The organism is Streptomyces peucetius (genome assembly GCF_025854275.1).
GTDB lineage: Bacteria > Actinomycetota > Actinomycetes > Streptomycetales > Streptomycetaceae > Streptomyces > Streptomyces peucetius_A.
Genome location: NZ_CP107567.1, coordinates 5,363,638 through 5,382,674 on the forward strand (window position 1 = coordinate 5,363,638; position 19,037 = coordinate 5,382,674).

A 19,037-nucleotide genomic window follows, 5' to 3' on the forward strand; every position below is an offset into this window, starting at 1 on the left:
ACCGACGGCCGGTCACGGCCCGCGATGGACCGCCTGCCGGCACAGGGCCAGCAGCCTCTCGTCCTCCACGATGTCACGACTGTCCGCCACGTTGTCGTTCCCGTTGTGGCGCCGGGCGGACAGCAGCTCGCGGTCGACCAGCCGCTCGGCGCCCTCGGCGCCCGCCGTGGACAGATCCGCCAGGCACGCCGCGGCCGACATCCGGGTCCGCGGCATCGTCTCCCAGGCCGCGCGCAGCACCGGCCACGCCTGCTCGGGGTCCTCGCTCACCCGCCACAGCGCGACCGCCGCCCGCACCCGCGTCCACGGCTCCATCGACCGCAGCAGCCTCGCGAGCTGCGGCGCGGCGGCCGCTCCGGCCGTGCCCATCGTGCCGAGCACCGAGGCCGCCGACTGCCGGCCGGCCTGCTCGGGCGTGTTCAGCACCGCGCACAGCACCGGCAGCACCGCGTCCCGGTCGCCCTCGATCGCCCACAGGGCGCCCGCGGTCCGCGCGGCGAGCGCCGGCGGTAAGGCGGCGCCGGCGGGGGACAGGTACGCGGCGGGGTCGGCGCCCTGCCCGTATCCGGCCTCGCGCAGCAGCCCCCACAGGTGCGGCACTGCCTCCCGGGCGGCGGGCCCGAAAGCCGTGAGCGTCCGCACGGCGGACCTGACCACCCCCTCGCGCCGCTCACCCGTCGCGCCCCGCAGCACCCGCAGGACGGCAGGCACCGACTCGGCCGCCGCGGCACCCGGGCCCAGCACGGACAGTCCGTGCAGCAGCGGCCCGACCCGGTCGGCCAGCCGGTCGTCGAGCGCGAGACCCGCCAGCCGCTCGCGCAGCGCCGGGGCGAGCGGCGCGGCGGCCCTTCCCAGCTCGTCCAGCGAGTGCCCCAGGTCCCCCGGGGCCTCCGCCCGATCGAGGATCTCCGCCAGTACGGGCACCACGCGTGCGTCGCCCGCCCGCGCGAGCGCCACGATCGCGGGGCAGAGCGTCGGCGGCCCGTTCTCCCATCTGAGCACCCAGGTGGACGGCTCGGCGGCCACCCGCTGCGCCAGGGCGTCCGCCGCCGGCAGCGCGAGGCCGAACAGCTCCTTGAGCGCGTACGCCGCGCCCATGGCGAGCCGCGGCTCGGGGTCCGCGAGCTGCTCGCCGAGCAGGCCGACCAGTTCCCCGTACGCGCCCCGCCACGTCCGCAGCAGCGAGCTGCTCATCCGGACCGCCTCGACCCGCTGCGCCCGGTCCGGGCTGCACAGCTGGTCCGCGAGCAGCGCTGTCCGGTCGTCCACCCGGTCGCCGAGGCCGTCGTGGAGCGTCCGCAGCAGGTCCGCCGTCCACGGGGCGCGGTGGGGCGCGGTGTCCGCGGACCGCACCTGCCGCAGCTGGCCGAGCAGCGTCGCCGAGGGGAGCCCCTCGGCGGCCGGGGCCGATGCCACCGGCTGTGTGCGCAGCTCCCGCAGCAGGCCCGTCACGCCCGGCACGACGTCGGACGGCAGCGCACCGGGCGCGCAGCGGGCCAGCTGCGCGAGCGCCGCGAGCCGCACCCCCGCGCCGTACGCCGCGCGGGACAGGGTGGTGAGCAGATCCACCACCTCGGGCAGCAGGCTCTCGTGGCGCAGCGCTATCCGGCCGGCGGCCTCCACGCACGCCAGCCGCACCTCCGTGTCCTGCTCCGCCTCGAGCCGCCCGCGCAGCAGGCGCAGCACCCGGACCGGATCGCTGTGCAGCGTGGCCAGCGCGTGCGGCGCCGCGAGCCGCACCCCGCGGTCAGGATCGTCCAGCAGCCCGAGGAAGACGTCCGCGCCGGCCGTGACCGCCGACGCGGCCATGGCGTAGTTCGCGGCGTCCTCGAACTCCTCGTCCTCCGGATCCAGTTCGTCGCCGTCCAGATCGATGCCGCCGATGCTGGTCAGCAGTTCGACGACGCAGCCCCGGTCCCGCACGTCGGGATCGGCCACCAGCTCCATCAGGAATGGGATGCAGGCCAGCGTGGAGTCGTACACGTCCCCCTGGTGGTGCACGGCCCCGTACATTCCGTCGAGTGCGTTCTCGCGCTCGGCCGGATCCGCGGAGGCGAGTCCGCGCAGCAGCTCCGGCACATCGTCGGCCGGGCCGTAGGCATGCTCCAGCGAGGCCCACTCGACCTCGTCGATTCCCGCGAACACGACTGTCCCCCTCCCAAGAAACCTTGGGTCTCCAAGCAACTTCGGGTCTCGACCCTTGTGTCTGGGGGAAGTGTGCCCCAAGGACCCGACATCCTGACCGGTATCGGTCGGGGTTGTCCGGGGGTTGTTGAATCCAGGCCTGTTGCCGCCGTCGGCGGCGGCTGTTCCCATGGGCGGGGGGTGATGCCGATGCAGCGACTGCGGGTGACGCCGGTGCGCGTCCGGGGCGGGGACCGGCTCTGTGTGAGCCTTCCCGACGGCCGTGACGTCGCCTGGTGCGACCGCGACACGGGCCGGGTCGCCCTGTTCTCCGCCGCCCACCGCGACGCGGTGCTCCAGGCGCTCGCCCCCTTCACGGCCGGGGAGCTCACCGTGGGGCCGCCGCCCGTGCCCACCCGCGACGAACTCGCCCGTCTCGCACTGCCCCCCGACGACGACCTGGCCCCCAACCGGCCCGGCGAGGCGCTGTGCACGGACCTCGAACGCCGTCCGCCGGCCGCGCTGCGGCTGCGGCGCGACCCGCGGCGTGCGGACCTGGCCGCGCAGCAGCGGCTCGGCGACGCGCTCGACGGACTGGAGCCCGCGGGATGGCGGGTGCTGCACGCCGTGCCGCTGCCGGGCGCCGACCACATCGACCACCTGGCCTTCGGTCCGGGCGGGGTGCTCGCCCTGCACGCGTTCGCGGCCGACCGGACGCGGGTGCGCGTCGGCGACCGGCTGGTCCAGGGCGGCCGGGGCACGGCCGTCGACCTGACGCTGACGCGCCGCCGGGCCGACCGGGCCGCGCATGTGCTGGCCGTCGTGGTCCGGCCGGTCCTGGTCGTCGTCGGCGCGGCCCGGCTGGACGCGGCCTCGGCGCCGGGTGACATCCAGGTTCTGCGGGACGACGAGGTGCCGGCGCTGGCCCGGCTCGGCGGCGTGCTCAAGCCCGCGGACATCGAGTCCCTGTACGCGGCGGCCCGCGACCGGCGCACCTGGCTCGCGGCCTGAGCGGGCGGCCGAGGCCCGGCCGATTCCGCCACGGCCGGGCCACGGCGCGCCGGACCTACCGCAGGCCGTCGCCCCAGCCGGCCTGCATCATCGTCTGGAACGCCCACGTCCCGTTCCGCCTGACCAGCACGTCCGCGTACCGCAGCTGCCGGGTTTGACCCTCCATGGTCATGGTGGAGTCGGTGAAGACGACGGCCATCGCGGCGGACAGGAACACCGGCGTCCGCACCGACTCGAACGAGATGTCGGCATCGCCGTCGCCCATCACCCGGGTCATGGTCTCCACGAACTGCCGGCGGTCCCACTGGGCGCAGACACCGTCGCCGGCGGTGTCGTCGCTGATCAGGTTGAGCGGGAAGACGGCCATGTCCGCCATGCGCTCGACGTCGCGTGCGGCGCTGTGCGCGTCGTAGGCGGCGAACCACTCCTGGATGCTTGCCAGCTCCTCGGCGCTCGGGATGTGTCCGGTGTCGGGCAGAAACGTCACTCTGTCTCCTCGTCGTCATACGTGACCGGTCGCTCGGCCATGGAAGGTAATGCCCGGACGCAGACTAGTCAAACTTGATTAGTCGAGTTCCTCGGGTGCCCTCAGCCGCACCACCGTCGTCACCGTGTGCCGCGTGGTGCCCAGTTCCACCTCCGCGACCACCCCCGGCTCGACGACCCGGTAGGCGACCTCGCCGATCCCGGTCGCGACCGCCGTCCCGCTCGCGCCGCCGGCCCGCCCGGCCAGCAGGGCCGCCGCCTGCGCCCGCAGCCCGGGCGGCATCGGGCTGGACACCACCGGCGTGTCGTCGTCGGGCAGCACCAGGGTCAGCGCGGTGGGCCGGGCCGGAGCGCCGGTGAAGCCGACCACGGCCGCGTCGTGCGTGCGGGTGTGCCGGAGCTTGCGCCACAACCGCACCCCGCCCCGGTAGGTCTGGTCCAGCCGCTTGACCACCAGCCCCTCGACACCGATCGCCGGCAGGCTCTCGTACCAGCCCGCCGCCTCCGCCCGGTCCAGCGTCATCGGCACGGGCTGCAGCGGCGGCCCCAGCGGCCCGGTCACCGCCACCAGCCGCGCCCGCCGCTTCTCGTACGCCAGCGGCCGCAGGTCCTCGCCGGCCTCCGCCAGCAGATCGAAGGCGGCGTACGAGGCGGGCAGGGCGCGGGCGAGCGCGGGAGCCCGTCCGGGCGTGGCGGCCGCCCGCTTCTGCACGGCGGCGAAGTCGGTCCGCCCGTCCCGCCACACCACGACCTCGCCGTCGAGCACGGTGTCGTCCGGCAGCTGCCGGGCGGCGGCGGCGAGATCGGGGAACGCGGCCGTGACGATCCGCCCCGAACGGGCCTGCAGCAGCACCTCGCCGCCGATGCGGAAGATCACCATGCGGTGCCCGTCGAACTTGGGCTCGTAGGCCAGATTGGTACCGCTCGGCAGGGCGTTCACCGACTCGGCGAGCGCCACCTTCAGGGGCGGCCGGGGCAGCGTCACGGCAGGTGCCCGGCTCTGTCGCGGTCGTCGAGCGGGGCGAGCAGGTCGCCGTACCGCTCGAGCCGGGGGGCGATGTCGGAGAGCCGGAAGACGAGCCCGGCCCCGTCCGCGCGGCCCTCGTCCACCTCCTCCCAGGTCACCGGCGCGGAGACGGCCGGCTCCGGGCGCGCCCGCAGGGTGTACGGGGTCGCGGTGGTCTTCGCGGCGGCGTTCTGGCTGTGGTCGACGAAGACCTTGCCGGGCCGCAGAGCCCGGGCCATCCGGTGCAGGACCAGCTTCGGCAGGGCGGCCTCCCCCTCGACGGCCAGCGACTTCGCATAGGCCGAGACCTGCTCGGAGGGGGTGGGCTCCAGCGGCACGGCCAGATGCAGCCCCTTGGAGCCGGACGTCTTGGCGTACGCGTCGAGGCCGTCGCGCGCGAGCCGGTCGCGCAGCCACAGGGCCACCTCGCAGCACTCGGCGATGCCGGCGGGCGCGCCCGGGTCGAGGTCGAACACCATGCGGTCCGCGACGGCGGGCCGGTCGGCCCGCCACTGCGGCGTGTGGAACTCGACCACCAAGTTGGCCGCCCAGACGAGTGAGGCCAGGTCGCAGATCACCACCTGGCGCGCCTTCGGGTCCTCCGAGCGGGGGACCGGCGCCGTGCGCACCCAGTCGGGAGTGCCGGGCGGCGGGTTCTTGGTGAAGAACACCTGGCCGTCGGGACCGTCCGGGTATCGGAGGAAGGAGACCGGGCGGTCCCTGAGGTGGGGCAGGATCGCCTCGGCCGTGACCGCGTAGTAGTGCACGATCTCGCCCTTGGTGGTCCCGGTGGCGGGATGGATGACCTTTTCCAGGTTGGTGAGCGCCAGGCGCCGCCCCTCCACCTCTGTGATCGGCGTCATACGATGAGAATCCCACGATTTCCGGAATTTCGGATGAAAGGGATGAAACGTGCGATCCATCTGGAACGGCGCGATCTCCTTCGGGCTGGTCAGCATCCCGATCAAGCTGGTCAACGCCACGGAGAACCACTCCGTCTCGTTCCGCCAGATCCACGCCGCCGACGGCGGGCGCATCCGCTACCGCAAGGTGTGCGAGCTGGAGGAGAAGGAGGTGACGCAGGCCGAGATCGGCAAGGCGTACGAGGACGCGGACGGGTCGATGATCCCGATCACGGAGGAGGACCTCGCCGCCCTCCCGCTGCCGACCGCGAAGACCATCGAGATCGTCGCCTTCGTGCCGGCCTCCGAGATCGACCCGCTCCAGATGGACGCGGCCTACTACCTCTCGGCGAACGGCGTGCCGGCCGCCAAGCCGTACACCCTGCTGCGCGAGGCGCTCAAGCGCAGCAACCGCGTCGCCATCGCCAAGTTCGCGCTGCGCGGACGGGAGCGGCTCGGCATGCTCCGCGTCGTCGACGACGTGATCGCCATGCACGGGCTGCTGTGGCCGGACGAGATCAGGCAGCCGGAAGGCGTGGCCCCGCAGAGCGACGTGACCGTGCGGGACGCGGAACTCGACCTCGCCGACGCTCTGATGGACACGCTCGGTGAGGTCGACCTCGAGTCGCTGCACGACGACTACCGCGACGCGGTCGAGGCCATGATCGCCGCGAAGGCCGAGGGCGGCGGCGCTGCCGTCGAGCCGGCTCCGGCGGAGCGCGAGGGCGGCAAGGTCATCGACCTGATGGCGGCGCTGGAGAGCAGTGTGCGCGCGGCGCAGGAGGCGCGCGGCGAGGGGGCGGAGGAGCCCGCCGGTGACGAGGCGCGGGTGACGCCGATCAAGGGGCGGCGTTCCGCGGCGGCTCCGAAGGAGCAGGGCGGCAAGAAGTCGACGTCCGCGGCGAAGAAGACCGCGGCCAAGAAGACCACGGCCAAGTCGACGTCCACGGCGGCCAAGAAGTCCGCGTCGAAGTCCACGGCGGCCAAGAAGTCCGCGTCGAAGTCCACGGCCAAGTCGGCGTCCTCGGGCTCCTCTTCGTCCGGCGGGGCGTCGAAGAAGTCCGCGTCGAAGAAGGCGGCCCCGAGGAAGCGCTCCTCGGCGTGAGTACGGGGCCGCCCCGGTCGGCGGCCACGGTCGAGCTGATGCGGGCCGTGGGGGCCGAACCTAGACTGGCGAGGCCCGGAAAGTCCCGTTTCAAGGGAGATGCACGTCATGTCCAAACGAGGCAACAAGCGCCGCGCCCGCAAGAAGAAGGGCGCGAACCACGGCAAGCGCCCCAACGCCTGACGCCGAGCGGTCGTGCGAGCTGTGCGAGGGAGCCGGACCCGGCGAAACGGGTCCGGCTCCGTGCCGTGAATCCGCCGCCACCGCGGCAGCGGCAGAGTGCGGTCGGCGGTAAGCGGTCAGCCGGTCACCTCGGCGCCTGTCGGGAGCGGCGGTTCGGCGCCGATCCGGTCCAGCTCCTCGTCGGTGAGGACCCGGGAGCGGAGCAGGAAACGCACCCCCTCCGGCGCCTCCAGCGAGAAGCCGCTGCCGCGCCCGGCCACCACGTCGACGGTGAGGCGGGTGTGCCGCCAGTACGCGTACTGGTCCGCGCTCATCCAGAACGGCGTGTCACCGGCCACCCTGCCCAGCAGGACGTCCGAGCCGCCGACCCGGAACTCGCCGCGCGGATAGCACATCGGCGCGCTGCCGTCGCAGCAGCCGCCCGACTGGTGGAACATCACCGGCCCGTGCACGGCGACCAGTTGGGCGACGAGCTCCCCGGCTGCCGGCGTCAGCGACACCCGGACCGCCCGCTCGGCCATCAGAAGAACCCGAGCTTCTTCGCGGAGTAGCTGACCAGCAGGTTCTTCGTCTGCTGGTAGTGGTCGAGCATCATCTTGTGGTTCTCCCTGCCCACCCCGGACTTCTTGTAGCCGCCGAACGCCGCGTGCGCCGGGTAGGCGTGGTAGCAGTTGGTCCACACCCGGCCGGCCTTGATCTCCCGCCCCAGGCGGTACGCCGTGTTCCCGTCGCGGGTCCACACGCCCGCGCCCAGGCCGTACAGCGTGTCGTTCGCGATCTTCAGGGCCTCGTCGACCGAGTCGTACGTCGTCACGGAGACGACCGGCCCGAAGATCTCCTCCTGGAAGACCCGCATGTCGTTCCTGCCGCGGAAGATGGTCGGCTCGATGTAAAAGCCGCCGTCCAGGCCCGGCACCGAGCGCCGCCCGCCACCGGTGAGGATCTCGGCGCCCTCCTGCGTACCGATGTCGATGTACGAGAGGATCTTCTCGTACTGGTCGTTGCTCGCCTGTGCGCCGATCATGGTCGCCGGGTCGAGCGGGTCGCCGCCGACGATCGCCCGGGTGCGCTCCACGCAGCGCGCCATGAACTCGTCGTAGATGGAGGAGTGGACCAGGGCACGCGACGGGCAGGTGCACACCTCGCCCTGGTTGAGCGCGAACATCACGAACCCCTCGACGGCCTTGTCCAGGAAGTCGTCGTCCGCGGCGGTGACGTCGGGCAGGAAGATGTTCGGGCTCTTGCCGCCCAGCTCCAGCGTGACGGGGATGATGTTCTCGCTCGCGTACTGCATGATCAATCGCCCGGTCGTCGTCTCGCCGGTGAACGCCACCTTGGCGACGCGCGGGCTGGAGGCGAGCGGCTTGCCGGCCTCGACGCCGAAGCCGTTCACGACGTTCAGCACGCCGGCGGGGAGCAGGTCGGCGATCAGCTCGACCACCAGCAGCAGGCTGGCCGGGGTCTGCTCGGCGGGCTTGATGACGACGCAGTTGCCGGCCGCCAGCGCGGGCGCCAGCTTCCACGCCGCCATCAGGATCGGGAAGTTCCACGGGATGATCTGGCCGACCACGCCCAACGGCTCGTGGTAGTGGTACGCGACGGTGTCGGCGTCGATCTCCGCGATGCTGCCTTCCTGGGCGCGGACCACACCGGCGAAGTAGCGGAAGTGGTCCACGGCCAGCGGGATGTCGGCGGCCAGCGTCTCGCGCACCGGCTTGCCGTTCTCCCAGGTCTCGGCCACGGCGATCTTCTCGAGGTTCTGCTCGATCCGGTCCGCGATCCTGTTCAGGATGTTCGCCCGCTCGGTGGCGGACGTCCGCCCCCACGCGTCCGCGGCGGCGTGGGCGGCGTCCAGGGCCAGTTCGACATCGGCCGCTGACGACCGGGCCACCTCGCAGAAGACCTTGCCGGTCACGGGAGTCGGGTTCTCGAAGTACCGGCCCTCCACGGGGGCGACCCAGTCGCCACCGATGAAGTTGTCGTACCGGCGGGCGAAGTCGACGATGCTGCCTTCTGATCCTGGCTGCGCGTACACCATGGTGGCTCTCCTCGGAGGATGGCGAGTGAGGTGCCGCGGCGGCGTCGTGCCGCCGTGGCGGCTCACACTGTGCGCCGGAGAGGTTGGCGCGAGGTTGGCGTCCGGCGCGGGCACCGCCACCGGCTGGGCAGCAGCCGGCCGTCGTCCGCCGGCCTTCGGTCGTCGTGCGGGCCGCCGGCCGTCGTGCGGGCCGTCAGTCGTCGTGCAGGGCCGTGCTCAACCGCCCGGCGGCCAGCGCCCGGCGCGCGTCGCCCGCCCCCAGCAGACGCAGCGCGTGCTCGTGCACCGCCACGTCGTACGGGGCACGTTCGCCGTAACGGAGCGCGTGCTCGGGGCGGGTGCTGGCGAGGACCGCCTCCCGTACGGCCACCTCCAGCCGGGCCCGCCACTCGACGATCCCCGGCGCCTCCGACCGGTGGAGCAGCGGGCCGCGGTAGTGGCGCAGCGCGGCGGCGGTGTCACCGCTCTCCAGCGCGCGCATCAGATCGACGGCGTCGCACGAGACGGGCGCGGTGAGGGCGTACCTGCGCGTGGCGATGCCACCGGACAGCGCGCGTCGCAGGTGCGAGATCTCCGCCTTGAAGGTGGAGGCCGTGACCGGCCGCTCCCCGTACAGCGCCTCGCGCAGCCGCTCCGGCGAGAAGCCGTCCGGCTCCAGCGTGAGCAGCGTCAGGATCTCCAGCTGGCGTGGCCGCAACGGCAGCGGAGCACCGTCCCGCACCGCCTCCCGCGCCCCGAGGCAGCGCAGTCGCACGCCGCTGCCCGGCGCCCCGGGCGGGCCCGCGGCCCCGGCATCGGCCCGCAGCCGTGCCTCGATCGTCGAGACGAGCGTCCGCACGGTGGACATGGCCAGCGGATGCGAACGGTCCCATGTCGTCGACAGGTCCAGGACACCGAGCACCCGGCCGCCGGGGTCGTGGATCGGCGCGCAGTAGCAGACCCAGCCGTGCAGCGCGGTCACCAGGTGTTCGGCGGAGAAGACGGTGCTGGGGCGGTCCGTGCGCAGGGCGAGTGACAGGGCGTTGGTGCCCATGGCCTGCTCGTCCCAGCGCCCGCCGGGTGCGAAGTTGACCCGCTCGGCGCGACGCTTCATGGTCTGCCCGCCGCAGGTCCACAGGATGGTGCCGGACTCGTCGGTCACCGCCGTCACGAAACCGGCGTCCTCGGCGATGCTGAGCAGTTCGTCCCCGAGATCGTCGACCGGCCGGCGCAGCGGCGAGCGGGCCCAGCGGTGGTGCACCGTGCCCCCGTCGGAGACCGGGGCGCTGTCCAGGCCGGGGTCCACGCTGCTCAGCGAACGCACCCACGACTCGGTGACCTCGGGCCGCAGTGCCTCGCCGCCGCCCGGCGACCGTCGGGCGGCCCTCAGCCGGGGCACCCAGCGGGACCACTCGTCCTCCAGGGCGGCCCGGCGCCGCCGGAGGTCACTGCGCTGTGACATGTTCTCCCCTGTCGCGGATCGGGGGACGACCGCCCATTCTCCGCCGGGAAGCCCCGCAGCGCACCACCCCGTACGGACGGTTTCGGGGTGGGTCCCGAGCCGCCGGCGGCAGCCCGTATCGGATGCGAGTGCACGTTCCCAGCGCCGCATGGTTGGGGTAGCGTCCCGAAGGGCAGCGCCCAGTACCTGCTGCCCACATGGCCTGCGCCGGCCGGCGGCCGGGCGAGCAGCGCAACCGCCCCCGCAGCCGTACACCGCGACGTGGGCCGGACCCGACGGTACTCACCGGGACGGAGCCCGCGCATGGCATCCATGTCGTACCTTGACCTGCACCAGAAGTTCGCCGCTGACATCGAAGCGGAGACGGAGATCGCCCTCGAAAGGCTCGGCCCGGCAGCGGGGGAGCTGCGGAACGCGGTGACCGGTCTCTTACGGAACCAGAAGTTCACGTACCCCCTGTCCGTCCTGCCGTTGCTCGTGCACGGTGCGGAGACCGGTGTGCCGGGTCCTGCCGTCCCGCTCGCCGTCGTGCACGACCTCTGGTGGACCTCGGCCTGCTACCTCGACGACGTGGCGGACGGCAATACGTCGATCGTGGCCGGCGGTGCCATGGGCGCGAACGAAGCCCTCCTCGCGTCCGTCGTCACGGGGCACGTGCTGCCGCTGTCGATCCTGCGGTCCCTGCGGGTCCCGGAAGAGATACGCGCCGTCCTGACGACCGAGGCACTGTCCTGCGCGACCGCTGCCGCCGAAGGCCAGCTGGCCGACATGCGCGGGGACGCCGCGGGCGCCACCAGGGCGTCCGTCCTCGCCGCGTACCGCGGCAAGTCGAGCGCACCCTTCCGCATGATCATGGCGATGGCGGCGACCCTGGCGGAGGCGGACACGGACCGGACCGAAACGTGGCGCGGCTTCGGCGATGTGTTCGGCGTCCTGTGGCAGCTCTTCAACGACCAGGAGGACATGCTCACCGGCCGCGACGAGGACCTGCGGAACGGCACGGTGACCTACCTCTTCGCCTGCGCCCTCGACGGCGGCTCTCCCGCGCCGGCCGAACGCCTCCTGTCGCTGCACGCCGCTGCCCCGGCGTCCCACGCCGCGCGCCGCGAACTGGCCGGCCTCCTCAGGGCGCCCACCAACCTCGACCGCTTCCGCCGGGACGTCGACGCCTTCCGCGAGAGCGCGCTCCGTCTGCTCGGCGAACTGGGCGGCGACAAGGAGTACTTGCCGGTGCTGGCCGACCTCGTGGACCGCTCGTCCCGGGTGATGCTGTGATCCGACGGGGGACGACCCGCCGGCCCCGGGTCCTGGGTGTTGCTCCTCGACGTGGCGAACGGTGACTGCCCACCGACGAGGAAGAGTGGTCGCGACTCCTCACGCATCGCCCTCTCGGGGCCGTCGGCCTCGCGGCCGCCACGGTTCAGCTCCCGTCCGGCGGCAGGTCCCACAAGCACAGCGATGTCCCGTCCCCGGAGACCGTGTACCAGCTGCCGCCACCCGCCGAGCGGGCCGGTCCGGCGACGGCGAAGGGGTAGGCGATCCGGCCGCGCAGCGACATCGTGCGCGCGTCGACGAGCCAGTGGCGGGCCGTGCCGTGGGCCGCGTCGCACTCTGAGGTGCCGGCGACGACGGTGTCCTCGTCCACGAAGGCAGCCTCGTGGTCCCAGTGCACGCGGCCCTCGCCGGTGCCGTCGGGGTGCGGCGGCACAGTGCCCTCGGCGTCGAGCTCCCGCAGGACCGAGCCGTCGTCCGCCGAGTGGAGGTACAGGGTGTACTGCCCGATGTCCCCGGCCAGCAGCAGCCCGCCGGACGGACTCACCCCGTGCAGCAGCAGTTCGTCGTCGATCTTCCTGACCGACAGCCGCCGCCCGTCCCACCGCCCCCAGAGCGCGGGGGACCCCTCCTCGCCCTCGCCGACACTCAGCCCCGTCTGCGCCGGGTCCGGGTGCGGCGTGTGGTGCGAACCGGAGCCCACGGTCAGGGTCTGCGCCTGTCCCAGCACCCTGCCGTCGGCGGCGTCGAGGACCAGCCACAGCTCCTGGTCGTCCTCACCCTGCCCGCCGGCGCTCAACGGTCCGCGGACGTGCGTCCACACGAGCCTGCCGTCCGCGGAGAACGCCGCCGACCCGCTGTCCGGATACCGGTGGTCCTCGTCGTCGGCGTACTCGCCGAACGACTCGTGCGCCGAGAAGCACGCGCCGCCCCAGCAGCCGTGCCGCACCTCCCAGCGCGTCGCCCCGGAGGCGTCGACGGCCCGCACCGCGTGCACACCGGCGAACACCGCCAGGTCACCCTCCGGCGACACCGCGACCTCGCCGAAGCGCCGCGGCCAGGGAGCGGGGATACGTGCTTCCGCGGGTGGCCCGTCCGCATCGAGATCCCGTACGACGACTTCGTCGTCTCCGCGCTGGACCAGCAGCCGTCGACCGGGCGGGTGCGCCACTTCGGGTGCGTCCGCCGTCGCCGCCCGCAGCGGAGCGGCGACGGTGGCGACGAGACGGGCGGTGACGGTCACAGGGGACTCCGCACGGGGATGCGACGCGGGGGAGACTGACGCCGCCAGAATAGGGGGCGGGGACCGGGGCGGAGCCTCCCGTCCGGGAGTGTGGAAGGCAGGTGTGCCGGTGAACCGGGAACTGATCGACGTGATCGGGCAGTTGCGCGCCGCCTTGGCCACCCGCCGCGAGTGGACCATGATGAACCTGCTGCCCGCGCCGGCCGCGGCCGGCGGTCCGGACGCAGCCCGACTCCCCGCCGCCGTCCGCGAGTTCCTCGCTGTCACGGACGGCGCCACCTGCGGCGACGTCACGCTCTTCTCGGCCGCGAACGTTCCGGCGATGCAGTTCTACGCCGACCCGGTCCCCGGAGCGGCGGCGGCCGTGCTGAGCCGTGAGGAATGGCTGTGCTGCGGCGTCGTCGGGGACGAGCCGCTCTTTGTACACCGCGCCACGGGAGAGATCTGGTACTTCCCCGACACGGGGACCGAGTGGCCGAAGTCCTCCGCGTTCGAGAAGGCCGCGGACGACCTGCACTCCTTCTTCCTGCACCACATGGCCGGCCCGGGCTACCCCGCTCTCTCCGCCACCGGCCGCGACGACCAGTGGGCCGACCTGCTCGACAGCCTCGGCCGGCTGGCCTGACACGGGCGGCGGCCCACGGAAAACCACAGGACCGGGTGCCACTTCCTCCGGTACGTTCGGTGCTGTTCGAAGGGGGAGAAGTGGCGAAGCTCAATCAGATCATCGCCGTCGAAAAGGGCGTCAAGAGCAAGTCGTACCAGGACATCACCGCGGCCCACCAGAGGGTGCAGAAGGTGGCGCTGCTGGCCGGGATCTCGCGCACCTACCAGCCGAAGGACGAGGAGGGCGAGCAGTTGCCGCCCGAGTCCACGCGGGTGCAGGTGATGGCCGAGGACGTGCTGCGCGAGATGTCGGAGTCGCTGACCCGGCTGTTCGACGTGACCGCCACCAAGGACTGGGCCAACTGCTCGGCCCGCGCGGACGTCGTCGTCGACGGGCGGACCGTGGTCCCGCAGGCGCCGGTCAGCTACCTGCTCTTCCTCGAGAAGCAGCTCACCGACCTGCACACCTTCGTGAAGAAGCTGCCCGTGCTGGACGCCGCCGAGTCCTGGTCCCCGGACCCGTCGACGGACTGGTGGAAGACGGACCCGGTGCGGACCATCCGTACGAAGAAGGTGCCGCGCAACCACGTCAAGGCCGAGGCGACCGACAAGCACCCGGCGCAGGTCGAGGTGTACTACGAGGACGTGCCGATCGGCTACTGGACCACGGTCAAGTTCTCCGGCGCGCTTCCGGCGCGACGGGTGAACGAGCTGCTCGGACGGGTCGAGAAGCTGCAGCACGCGGTGAAGTTCGCCCGCGAGGAGGCCAACGGCACCGAGGTCACCGACCAGCGCGTCGGGGACGCGGTGTTCGGCTACCTCTTCGGCTGACGGCACCCCGGCCGGCGCCTTCGGGCACCGGCCCCACGATCGCCCCCGTGCGAGCGCGGGGGTGCGCAACAGGCGCGGGCCGGAAATGAGGACCGGTCCGCGTGATGGGCGCAAGCTGAAACTGAGGTTCAGCCTGAAGACGCGGTGACAGTGAAGGTTCGAGTCCTTCCCCCGGCACGGATCCTGGCCGGGGTGGCCCAACACGGCAGAGGCAGCCGCGATCACACTCAGACTCTCGCTCCAGCTTCAGCATCGCCACCGATCGCCAGATCGACCGAGTACGGACGAACGCCGGCGGATGCTGGTTCGAATCCCGCCTGCGCCTCTCACGCGGCGCGGTAGTTCAAAGGAAGAACACGACGGCCTGATGACTGATCCGTACTTTTAAACGCCGCTGGCGTGCGCAATTGGGTGGCATCCCCAGGGACCCGGGAGCTGGATACGACTCCCGGGTCCCGCCACGTCCGTGGGTCGGCGGCACGAGACCCGGCCCCGCCTCACGCCCCGTCGCGCTCCACCCGTACGCCCTCCGGCACCCCGCGGACCGGGCCCACGTGCCGGCCCAGCCGCAGGGTGGTCAGGCGGGGGAACGCCCGGAGCGGGGTCAGGTCCTGGCGGGCGTCGTGGACCAGCAGGTACAGGTGGGTGAGGCGGTCCGCCACCAGGCCCTCGACCAGCTGCTCGACGGGCAGCAGCTCGGCCACCTGGATGCGCTCACGGCCGCCGAGCCGGCGAAGCTCCGCCATCTCCTCCGGTCCGGTCACCGTGAAGTACAGGCCCGCCGGGTCCAGATGGGCGATCACCTCGTCCGCGTACCGCTCGGTGTCGAACCGCCGCCACGCGCCCGCCAGTTCGGCCCGTACCGCGAGCGAGCGCCGGTCCCGCAGCCGCACCAGGTAGTCGATCGCCGCGTCGTCGCGGACACCGGCTGCTGTCGCGGCCAGCAGCAGGGCCCGGTCGTCGGACACCTTCTCCGGGTCCGGCAGCAGTTCGAGGGCTATCGGCCCGATCCAGCCCAGTCCCCGCGCACTGTCGAGAGTGTCCGGCTGGACGATGAACCGGGTCCGCTGGCGCACCATCTCCCGCGTCTGGGGGCTCATCTCCGTGGCGTGCTCCAGGCACGCGGAGGCCAGCAGCTTGCAGTACTTCGCCTCCGCCGCCGTCAGCTCCGGCCGGGCGGAGACCAGCTCCTCCATCATCTGCGCGCATTCGTCCGGCCGGGCGAGCGAGACCGCCATCCGGATCACCTCGTCCCAGTCGGAACGGTGTGCGTTGTTCACCAGGAAACGGATGTCGTGCCGTTCCACGGCCTCCTTGGCGCTCAGGTAGTCCTGGAACGTGCGGTGGACGAAGTCCACCACCCCGGGTGTCGGCATCCGCAGCAGCCCCGTCCGGTGCAGAAGATGCTCGAACAACTCCTCCGCGCTGCCCTGCCGCCCGGCGCTGGGGATCGCCGGCAGATAGCGGTCGAGGATGCTGACCGCCGTGGTCCGGTCCACCTCGGTCAGGTCGTTCAGGAGCATCCAGTGCGCGAGCTTCTGCAGCAGCCGCTCCTTGGCCTCCCGGTCGATGACGATGCCGTCCGCGTCGACCTCGCGCTCGGGGTCGCGGCGCTCCAGCAGCATCGCCAGCGCCGCCTTGTACAGGGCTTTGCGGCCGCGCGGCAGGATGCCGCTGCGGTCGCGGTTCAGGGCGCAGATCAGGCTGCACATCAGCGGATTGGTCGCCAGGCCCCGCAGCTCCCTGATGAGCCGCACCGAGTGCAGCAGCCGCCGCTCGTAGCGGGGGAGACGGGAGTGGTCGGTTCCCGGGTCGGAGGCGGCCGCCGCGTGCCAGGAGCGGATGAACCGCGACACCTGGTCCCGGGTCATGGGCGACAGCGTCAGCTCCGTGAAGCCCTGGTCCGCCAGCCATCGTTCGCGTACGGCCGTCGGCCGTGACGTCACCACCCACCGGTTGCCGGGAAACGTGCGCTGGAGCGCGTCGATCTGCCCGCGGACGAGCTCGCGCCGCTCGGCGGGCGCCTCGTCGATGCCGTCGATCAGCAGCAGCGCGCGCCCGGAGGCGAGCACCCGTACCGCCCAGCCGCTGGGCTCGGAGCCCGCCATGGGGTGGTGCGCGGCGGACAGGAACTCGGCCGGAGCGGGCACGTCCTGGTCGGAGAATCGGCGCACCGGCAGCACGAACGGCACCAGCCCCCGCAGTGCCGCCAGCTCGTCCGGCAGCCGGTCACCGGCGGTGGACACCGCCAGCCACTGCATCAGGGTCGTCTTCCCCGACCCCGCGGTGCCCCGCACCAGCACCCGTGGCTGCCCGGCGAGCGCGTGGTCCACGGGCACGGGTACGGGCGGACGCGGCCCCGACCCGCCGAGCGGCCCGGCCGGCTGGTCCTGGTCGGCGATCTCCGCGCCGAGCCCGATGTACGTCGCGTCCAGCGGCCAGCGCCCCGGCGAGTTGATGAAGTCGACGCCGACGATGGTCACCTGGCTGTACAGCTGGACCAGGCTCGCCAGGTACCCGGACTCGAACCGCGCGTCGACACCGTCGGGCGACGGGTGCCGTTCCAGCAGCCGTACGACCTCCTCGATCCGCCGGCTCTGCTCGACCGCCGTCCTGGCCACGAACGTGGACCGCTGCGTGAAGAAGTGCAGGACGTGCACGCTCGCGGTGTCCACCAGCCGGTCGTGGAACCACGCCGCGTCCGCCGACAACTCCCGGCAGGTGTCGGGCACATGGCGGCGCAGCCGCCGCGCGAACTCCTCCGGACCGAGGCCGACGGCCTGGACGTCGTCCATGTCCAGCTCGCCCAGCCCGTACAGGGTCCGTACGACCGCGTCCACGACGGCGGAGTGCTCGTCCTCGGGGAAGGTTTCGCGCGGACCGGCCTCCCGCCGGGCGCGGCGCACCAGTTCATCGGTCAGCCTGCGGAGGTCGTCGTCGGAGAGGGCCCGTTTCTCACCACGGAACGACACCAGCCCGGACAGCCGGACGCCCCGTTCGACGAGCCCGGCGCCTGCCCCCTCCCGTACGAAGAGCCGCTTGACGAGGGGGGTGACCACGCTCGCCCCGATGCGTAGGCCGATGCTCGCAGGGTCCATCGTTCCGACCGTAGGGGAGGGGAGGGCGCCGCTCAAGAGCCCGCCGGCACCCCTGTCCGCCGTGGCGTCCGTGCGCCCCGCCGCGCCCGGGCCGCCGCGCCAAGGCACGTACCCACGGCATAGTCCCAGGTCCTGCCCGGGGAGGACGCCCGTCGACCAGTGCGCCCGCTCTGCGCCCTTCTGCCGGGCGGGCCGGCGGGTGAGTCTGTGAGGCACGGGGGCCGGTGCCGCCTGACGGCGGCACCGGACAATACCGCGAGGGAGGCAGGGGCATGCTCGAGGAACTGACGGTCACCGCATGGCAGTACTTCGGGCACGACCGGCTGTACGTCAATCTGCCCGACGGCACACCCATCGGCTGGGCGGACCGCAGGACCGGCGGCATCACCGTCGTCCACGCCCGCTACCGCGACGACGTGACGGACATGCTGGCCCGCCGGGCGCCGGAGCTCCTGACCCCGGCGGAGCCCGACGTACGCGTCCACCCGGGCGCCTTCGACACGCCGTCCGCCGACCCGCCGGCCCGGTCGGCCCCGCCCGTCAAGCCGCCGGTCCCGTCGGCCGAGTCGCTGGTCCCGTCCGCCGAGCCGCGCCCGTCCGGCATGCCGCCGGCCCCGTCCGCCGAGCCGCGTCCCGTACCACCCGCACCACCCGCGCCGCCGCGGTCCGCCGCGCCGCCGTCCACCCGGCCGGCCCGTTCCGCTCCACCGCTCCGACCCGCCGGGCTGCCGGAGCTGACCCCGGAGACGGACCTGGCCTCCCAGCGCCCCGGCGCGACCCTCCGTGCGACGGCCCCGGAGGCCGGGCCCGGTGAGTCGGGCCTGCTCGAACGGCTCAGCTCCCGGGTCCAGCGCCGCCGGCCCATGGACGCCGCACGCCGGAAGGAACTCCTCGGCGAGCGCAGAACCGGTGCCGAACTCGGCCGCCTCACCCGCCACGGCTGGCGCGTCCTGCACTCGATCCCGCTCCCGGACGGTGGCGACATCGACCACCTGCTGATCGGTCCCGGCGGCGTGTTCAGTATCCGCACCGAGTACCACCCGCAGCAGTCCGTACGGGCCGCCGACGACACGGTCACCGTCGACGACGGCGATCCCCGCCCGTACATCACCGAGTGCCGCGCCGAGGCCGCCCTCGTCCAGCAGGCCCTGGAGCGCCACACCGACTTCCCGGTCACCGTCCAGCCGGTCCTCGTCCTCGTCGACGCGGCCTCCCTCGACGTGGCGGCCACCCAGACTGGCATCCGCGTCTACCGCGAGCGCCAGCTCTCCGCCCTGGCCCCGTTGTCGGGCGCCCTCACCGCCCACGAGGCGGACCGGCTGTACGACATCGCACGGCGTCGAGGGGTGTGGGCCGGGGCGTGACACCGCCCCGGTCCCCGGTCCCCGTCGGAGGCCGGGAACACCTCGCGGCCGGCGCCCGGTCGGCCCGGTCCACGCAGACGTCCCCGCCCCCCTGTCAGCCGCGCGGCCAGGGGGCCGTCGAGCCGCTTGATGTCGCTGTTCAGCCGGCTGAGGTGCGTGGCGAAGTCGGCGACCTCCTCGGCCGGCCCCTGACCTCCGCGGCGGCCCCCGGCACGACCGGCGGCCGTCGGGTGGGCGGCTACTGAGCGCTCTGCCGGTCGGCGACGGCGCGCTGCCGGCGGAAGTTCTCGCGGTAGGCGGTCGTCGTTCAGCCGGTGCATGGTGATC

General features: G+C 73.1%; 16 protein-coding genes. 7 read left to right on the plus strand and 9 right to left on the minus strand.

The window, feature by feature from the left end; translation table 11 throughout:
- Positions 1–12: 12 nt before the first annotated feature.
- Entirely contained in the window at positions 13–2,145 is a 2,133-nt protein-coding gene (locus OGH68_RS24840) for a HEAT repeat domain-containing protein (RefSeq protein ID WP_264247172.1), read from the minus strand.
- Between the two features lie 189 nt (positions 2,146–2,334).
- Between OGH68_RS24840 and OGH68_RS24845 the strand changes: the two genes are divergently transcribed.
- Entirely contained in the window at positions 2,335–3,135 is an 801-nt protein-coding gene (locus tag OGH68_RS24845) for a nuclease-related domain-containing protein (protein ID WP_264247173.1), read from the plus strand.
- Positions 3,136–3,190: 55 nt separating this feature from the next.
- Here the strand turns inward: OGH68_RS24845 and OGH68_RS24850 are convergent, their stop codons facing one another.
- From OGH68_RS24850 to ligD, 3 genes are all read right to left on the minus strand, one after another.
- Positions 3,191–3,622, minus strand: a complete 432-nt coding sequence (locus tag OGH68_RS24850; RefSeq protein WP_264247174.1) for a nuclear transport factor 2 family protein — start codon at positions 3,620–3,622, stop codon at positions 3,191–3,193.
- A 78-nt stretch (positions 3,623–3,700) separates the two neighbouring features.
- The gene (locus OGH68_RS24855) at positions 3,701–4,606 is read right to left on the minus strand and encodes an ATP-dependent DNA ligase (RefSeq protein ID WP_264247175.1); all 906 of its coding nucleotides are present in this window, start codon (positions 4,604–4,606) and stop codon (positions 3,701–3,703) included.
- A complete protein-coding gene (gene ligD, locus OGH68_RS24860) occupies positions 4,603–5,490 on the minus strand; it encodes a non-homologous end-joining DNA ligase (RefSeq protein WP_264247176.1) in 888 nt (295 codons plus the stop codon). Before ligD ends, OGH68_RS24855 begins: the two co-directional genes overlap by 4 nt.
- Before the next feature lie 49 nt (positions 5,491–5,539).
- Between ligD and OGH68_RS24865 the strand changes: the two genes are divergently transcribed.
- Complete coding sequence (locus tag OGH68_RS24865) at positions 5,540–6,634, plus strand: Ku protein (protein WP_264247177.1); 1,095 nt, start codon at positions 5,540–5,542, stop codon at positions 6,632–6,634.
- Positions 6,635–6,742: 108 nt separating this feature from the next.
- Complete coding sequence (locus tag OGH68_RS36490; protein WP_373297613.1) at positions 6,743–6,817, plus strand: 50S ribosomal protein bL37; 75 nt, start codon at positions 6,743–6,745, stop codon at positions 6,815–6,817.
- A gap of 116 nt (positions 6,818–6,933) precedes the next feature.
- Here OGH68_RS36490 and OGH68_RS24870 read toward each other — a convergent pair whose 3' ends face one another.
- The 3 genes from OGH68_RS24870 to OGH68_RS24880 all read right to left on the minus strand — a co-directional run bounded on the left by OGH68_RS24870 (position 6,934) and on the right by OGH68_RS24880 (position 10,296).
- The gene (locus tag OGH68_RS24870; protein WP_264247178.1) at positions 6,934–7,338 is read right to left on the minus strand and encodes a DUF779 domain-containing protein; all 405 of its coding nucleotides are present in this window, start codon (positions 7,336–7,338) and stop codon (positions 6,934–6,936) included.
- Positions 7,338–8,855, minus strand: coding sequence for an aldehyde dehydrogenase (adh, locus tag OGH68_RS24875; RefSeq protein ID WP_264247179.1), 1,518 nt, complete (start codon positions 8,853–8,855; stop codon positions 7,338–7,340). Before adh ends, OGH68_RS24870 begins: the two co-directional genes overlap by 1 nt.
- A gap of 193 nt (positions 8,856–9,048) precedes the next feature.
- Positions 9,049–10,296 (minus strand): GAF domain-containing protein, encoded by a 1,248-nt coding sequence (locus tag OGH68_RS24880; protein ID WP_264247180.1) that lies wholly within the window; start codon positions 10,294–10,296, stop codon positions 9,049–9,051.
- A gap of 303 nt (positions 10,297–10,599) precedes the next feature.
- On the opposite strand from OGH68_RS24880, the gene OGH68_RS24885 reads away from it, so the two are divergent.
- Positions 10,600–11,571 carry a polyprenyl synthetase family protein gene (locus OGH68_RS24885; RefSeq protein ID WP_264247181.1) on the plus strand — a complete coding sequence of 324 codons (972 nt, stop codon included), beginning with the start codon at positions 10,600–10,602 and terminating at the stop codon, positions 11,569–11,571.
- Between the two features lie 145 nt (positions 11,572–11,716).
- On the opposite strand, the gene OGH68_RS24890 is transcribed toward OGH68_RS24885, so the two are convergent.
- On the minus strand, positions 11,717–12,811 hold the full coding sequence (locus OGH68_RS24890; RefSeq protein ID WP_264247182.1) for a hypothetical protein: 1,095 nt from the start codon (positions 12,809–12,811) through the stop codon (positions 11,717–11,719).
- A 109-nt stretch (positions 12,812–12,920) separates the two neighbouring features.
- Here OGH68_RS24890 and OGH68_RS24895 point away from each other — a divergent pair, with 109 nt between their 5' ends.
- Positions 12,921–13,436: a hypothetical protein gene (locus tag OGH68_RS24895; protein ID WP_264247183.1), complete on the plus strand. Its 516-nt coding sequence runs from the start codon at positions 12,921–12,923 to the stop codon at positions 13,434–13,436.
- Between the two features lie 80 nt (positions 13,437–13,516).
- Positions 13,517–14,248: a hypothetical protein gene (locus tag OGH68_RS24900; RefSeq protein WP_264247184.1), complete on the plus strand. Its 732-nt coding sequence runs from the start codon at positions 13,517–13,519 to the stop codon at positions 14,246–14,248.
- A gap of 497 nt (positions 14,249–14,745) precedes the next feature.
- On the opposite strand, the gene OGH68_RS24905 is transcribed toward OGH68_RS24900, so the two are convergent.
- Positions 14,746–17,346, minus strand: coding sequence for an NACHT domain-containing protein (locus tag OGH68_RS24905; protein ID WP_264247185.1), 2,601 nt, complete (start codon positions 17,344–17,346; stop codon positions 14,746–14,748).
- Positions 17,347–17,618: 272 nt separating this feature from the next.
- Between OGH68_RS24905 and OGH68_RS24910 the strand changes: the two genes are divergently transcribed.
- The gene (locus tag OGH68_RS24910; protein ID WP_264247186.1) at positions 17,619–18,710 is read left to right on the plus strand and encodes a nuclease-related domain-containing protein; all 1,092 of its coding nucleotides are present in this window, start codon (positions 17,619–17,621) and stop codon (positions 18,708–18,710) included.
- Positions 18,711–19,037: the final 327 nt, after the last annotated feature.

What these genes read in the sequence shown, in the direction of transcription:
- OGH68_RS24885 (WP_264247181.1), top strand. Translation starts at nt 10,600, where the DNA reads ATGGCATCCATGTCGTACCTTGACCTGCACCAGAAGTTCGCCGCTGAC.
- OGH68_RS24845 (WP_264247173.1), top strand. Translation starts at nt 2,335, where the DNA reads ATGCAGCGACTGCGGGTGACGCCGGTGCGCGTCCGGGGCGGGGACCGG.
- OGH68_RS24905 (WP_264247185.1), bottom strand. Translation starts at nt 17,346, where the DNA reads ATGGACCCTGCGAGCATCGGCCTACGCATCGGGGCGAGCGTGGTCACC.
- OGH68_RS24910 (WP_264247186.1), top strand. Translation starts at nt 17,619, where the DNA reads ATGCTCGAGGAACTGACGGTCACCGCATGGCAGTACTTCGGGCACGAC.
- adh (WP_264247179.1), bottom strand. Translation starts at nt 8,855, where the DNA reads ATGGTGTACGCGCAGCCAGGATCAGAAGGCAGCATCGTCGACTTCGCC.
- OGH68_RS24880 (WP_264247180.1), bottom strand. Translation starts at nt 10,296, where the DNA reads ATGTCACAGCGCAGTGACCTCCGGCGGCGCCGGGCCGCCCTGGAGGAC.
- ligD (WP_264247176.1), bottom strand. Translation starts at nt 5,490, where the DNA reads ATGACGCCGATCACAGAGGTGGAGGGGCGGCGCCTGGCGCTCACCAAC.
- OGH68_RS24870 (WP_264247178.1), bottom strand. Translation starts at nt 7,338, where the DNA reads ATGGCCGAGCGGGCGGTCCGGGTGTCGCTGACGCCGGCAGCCGGGGAG.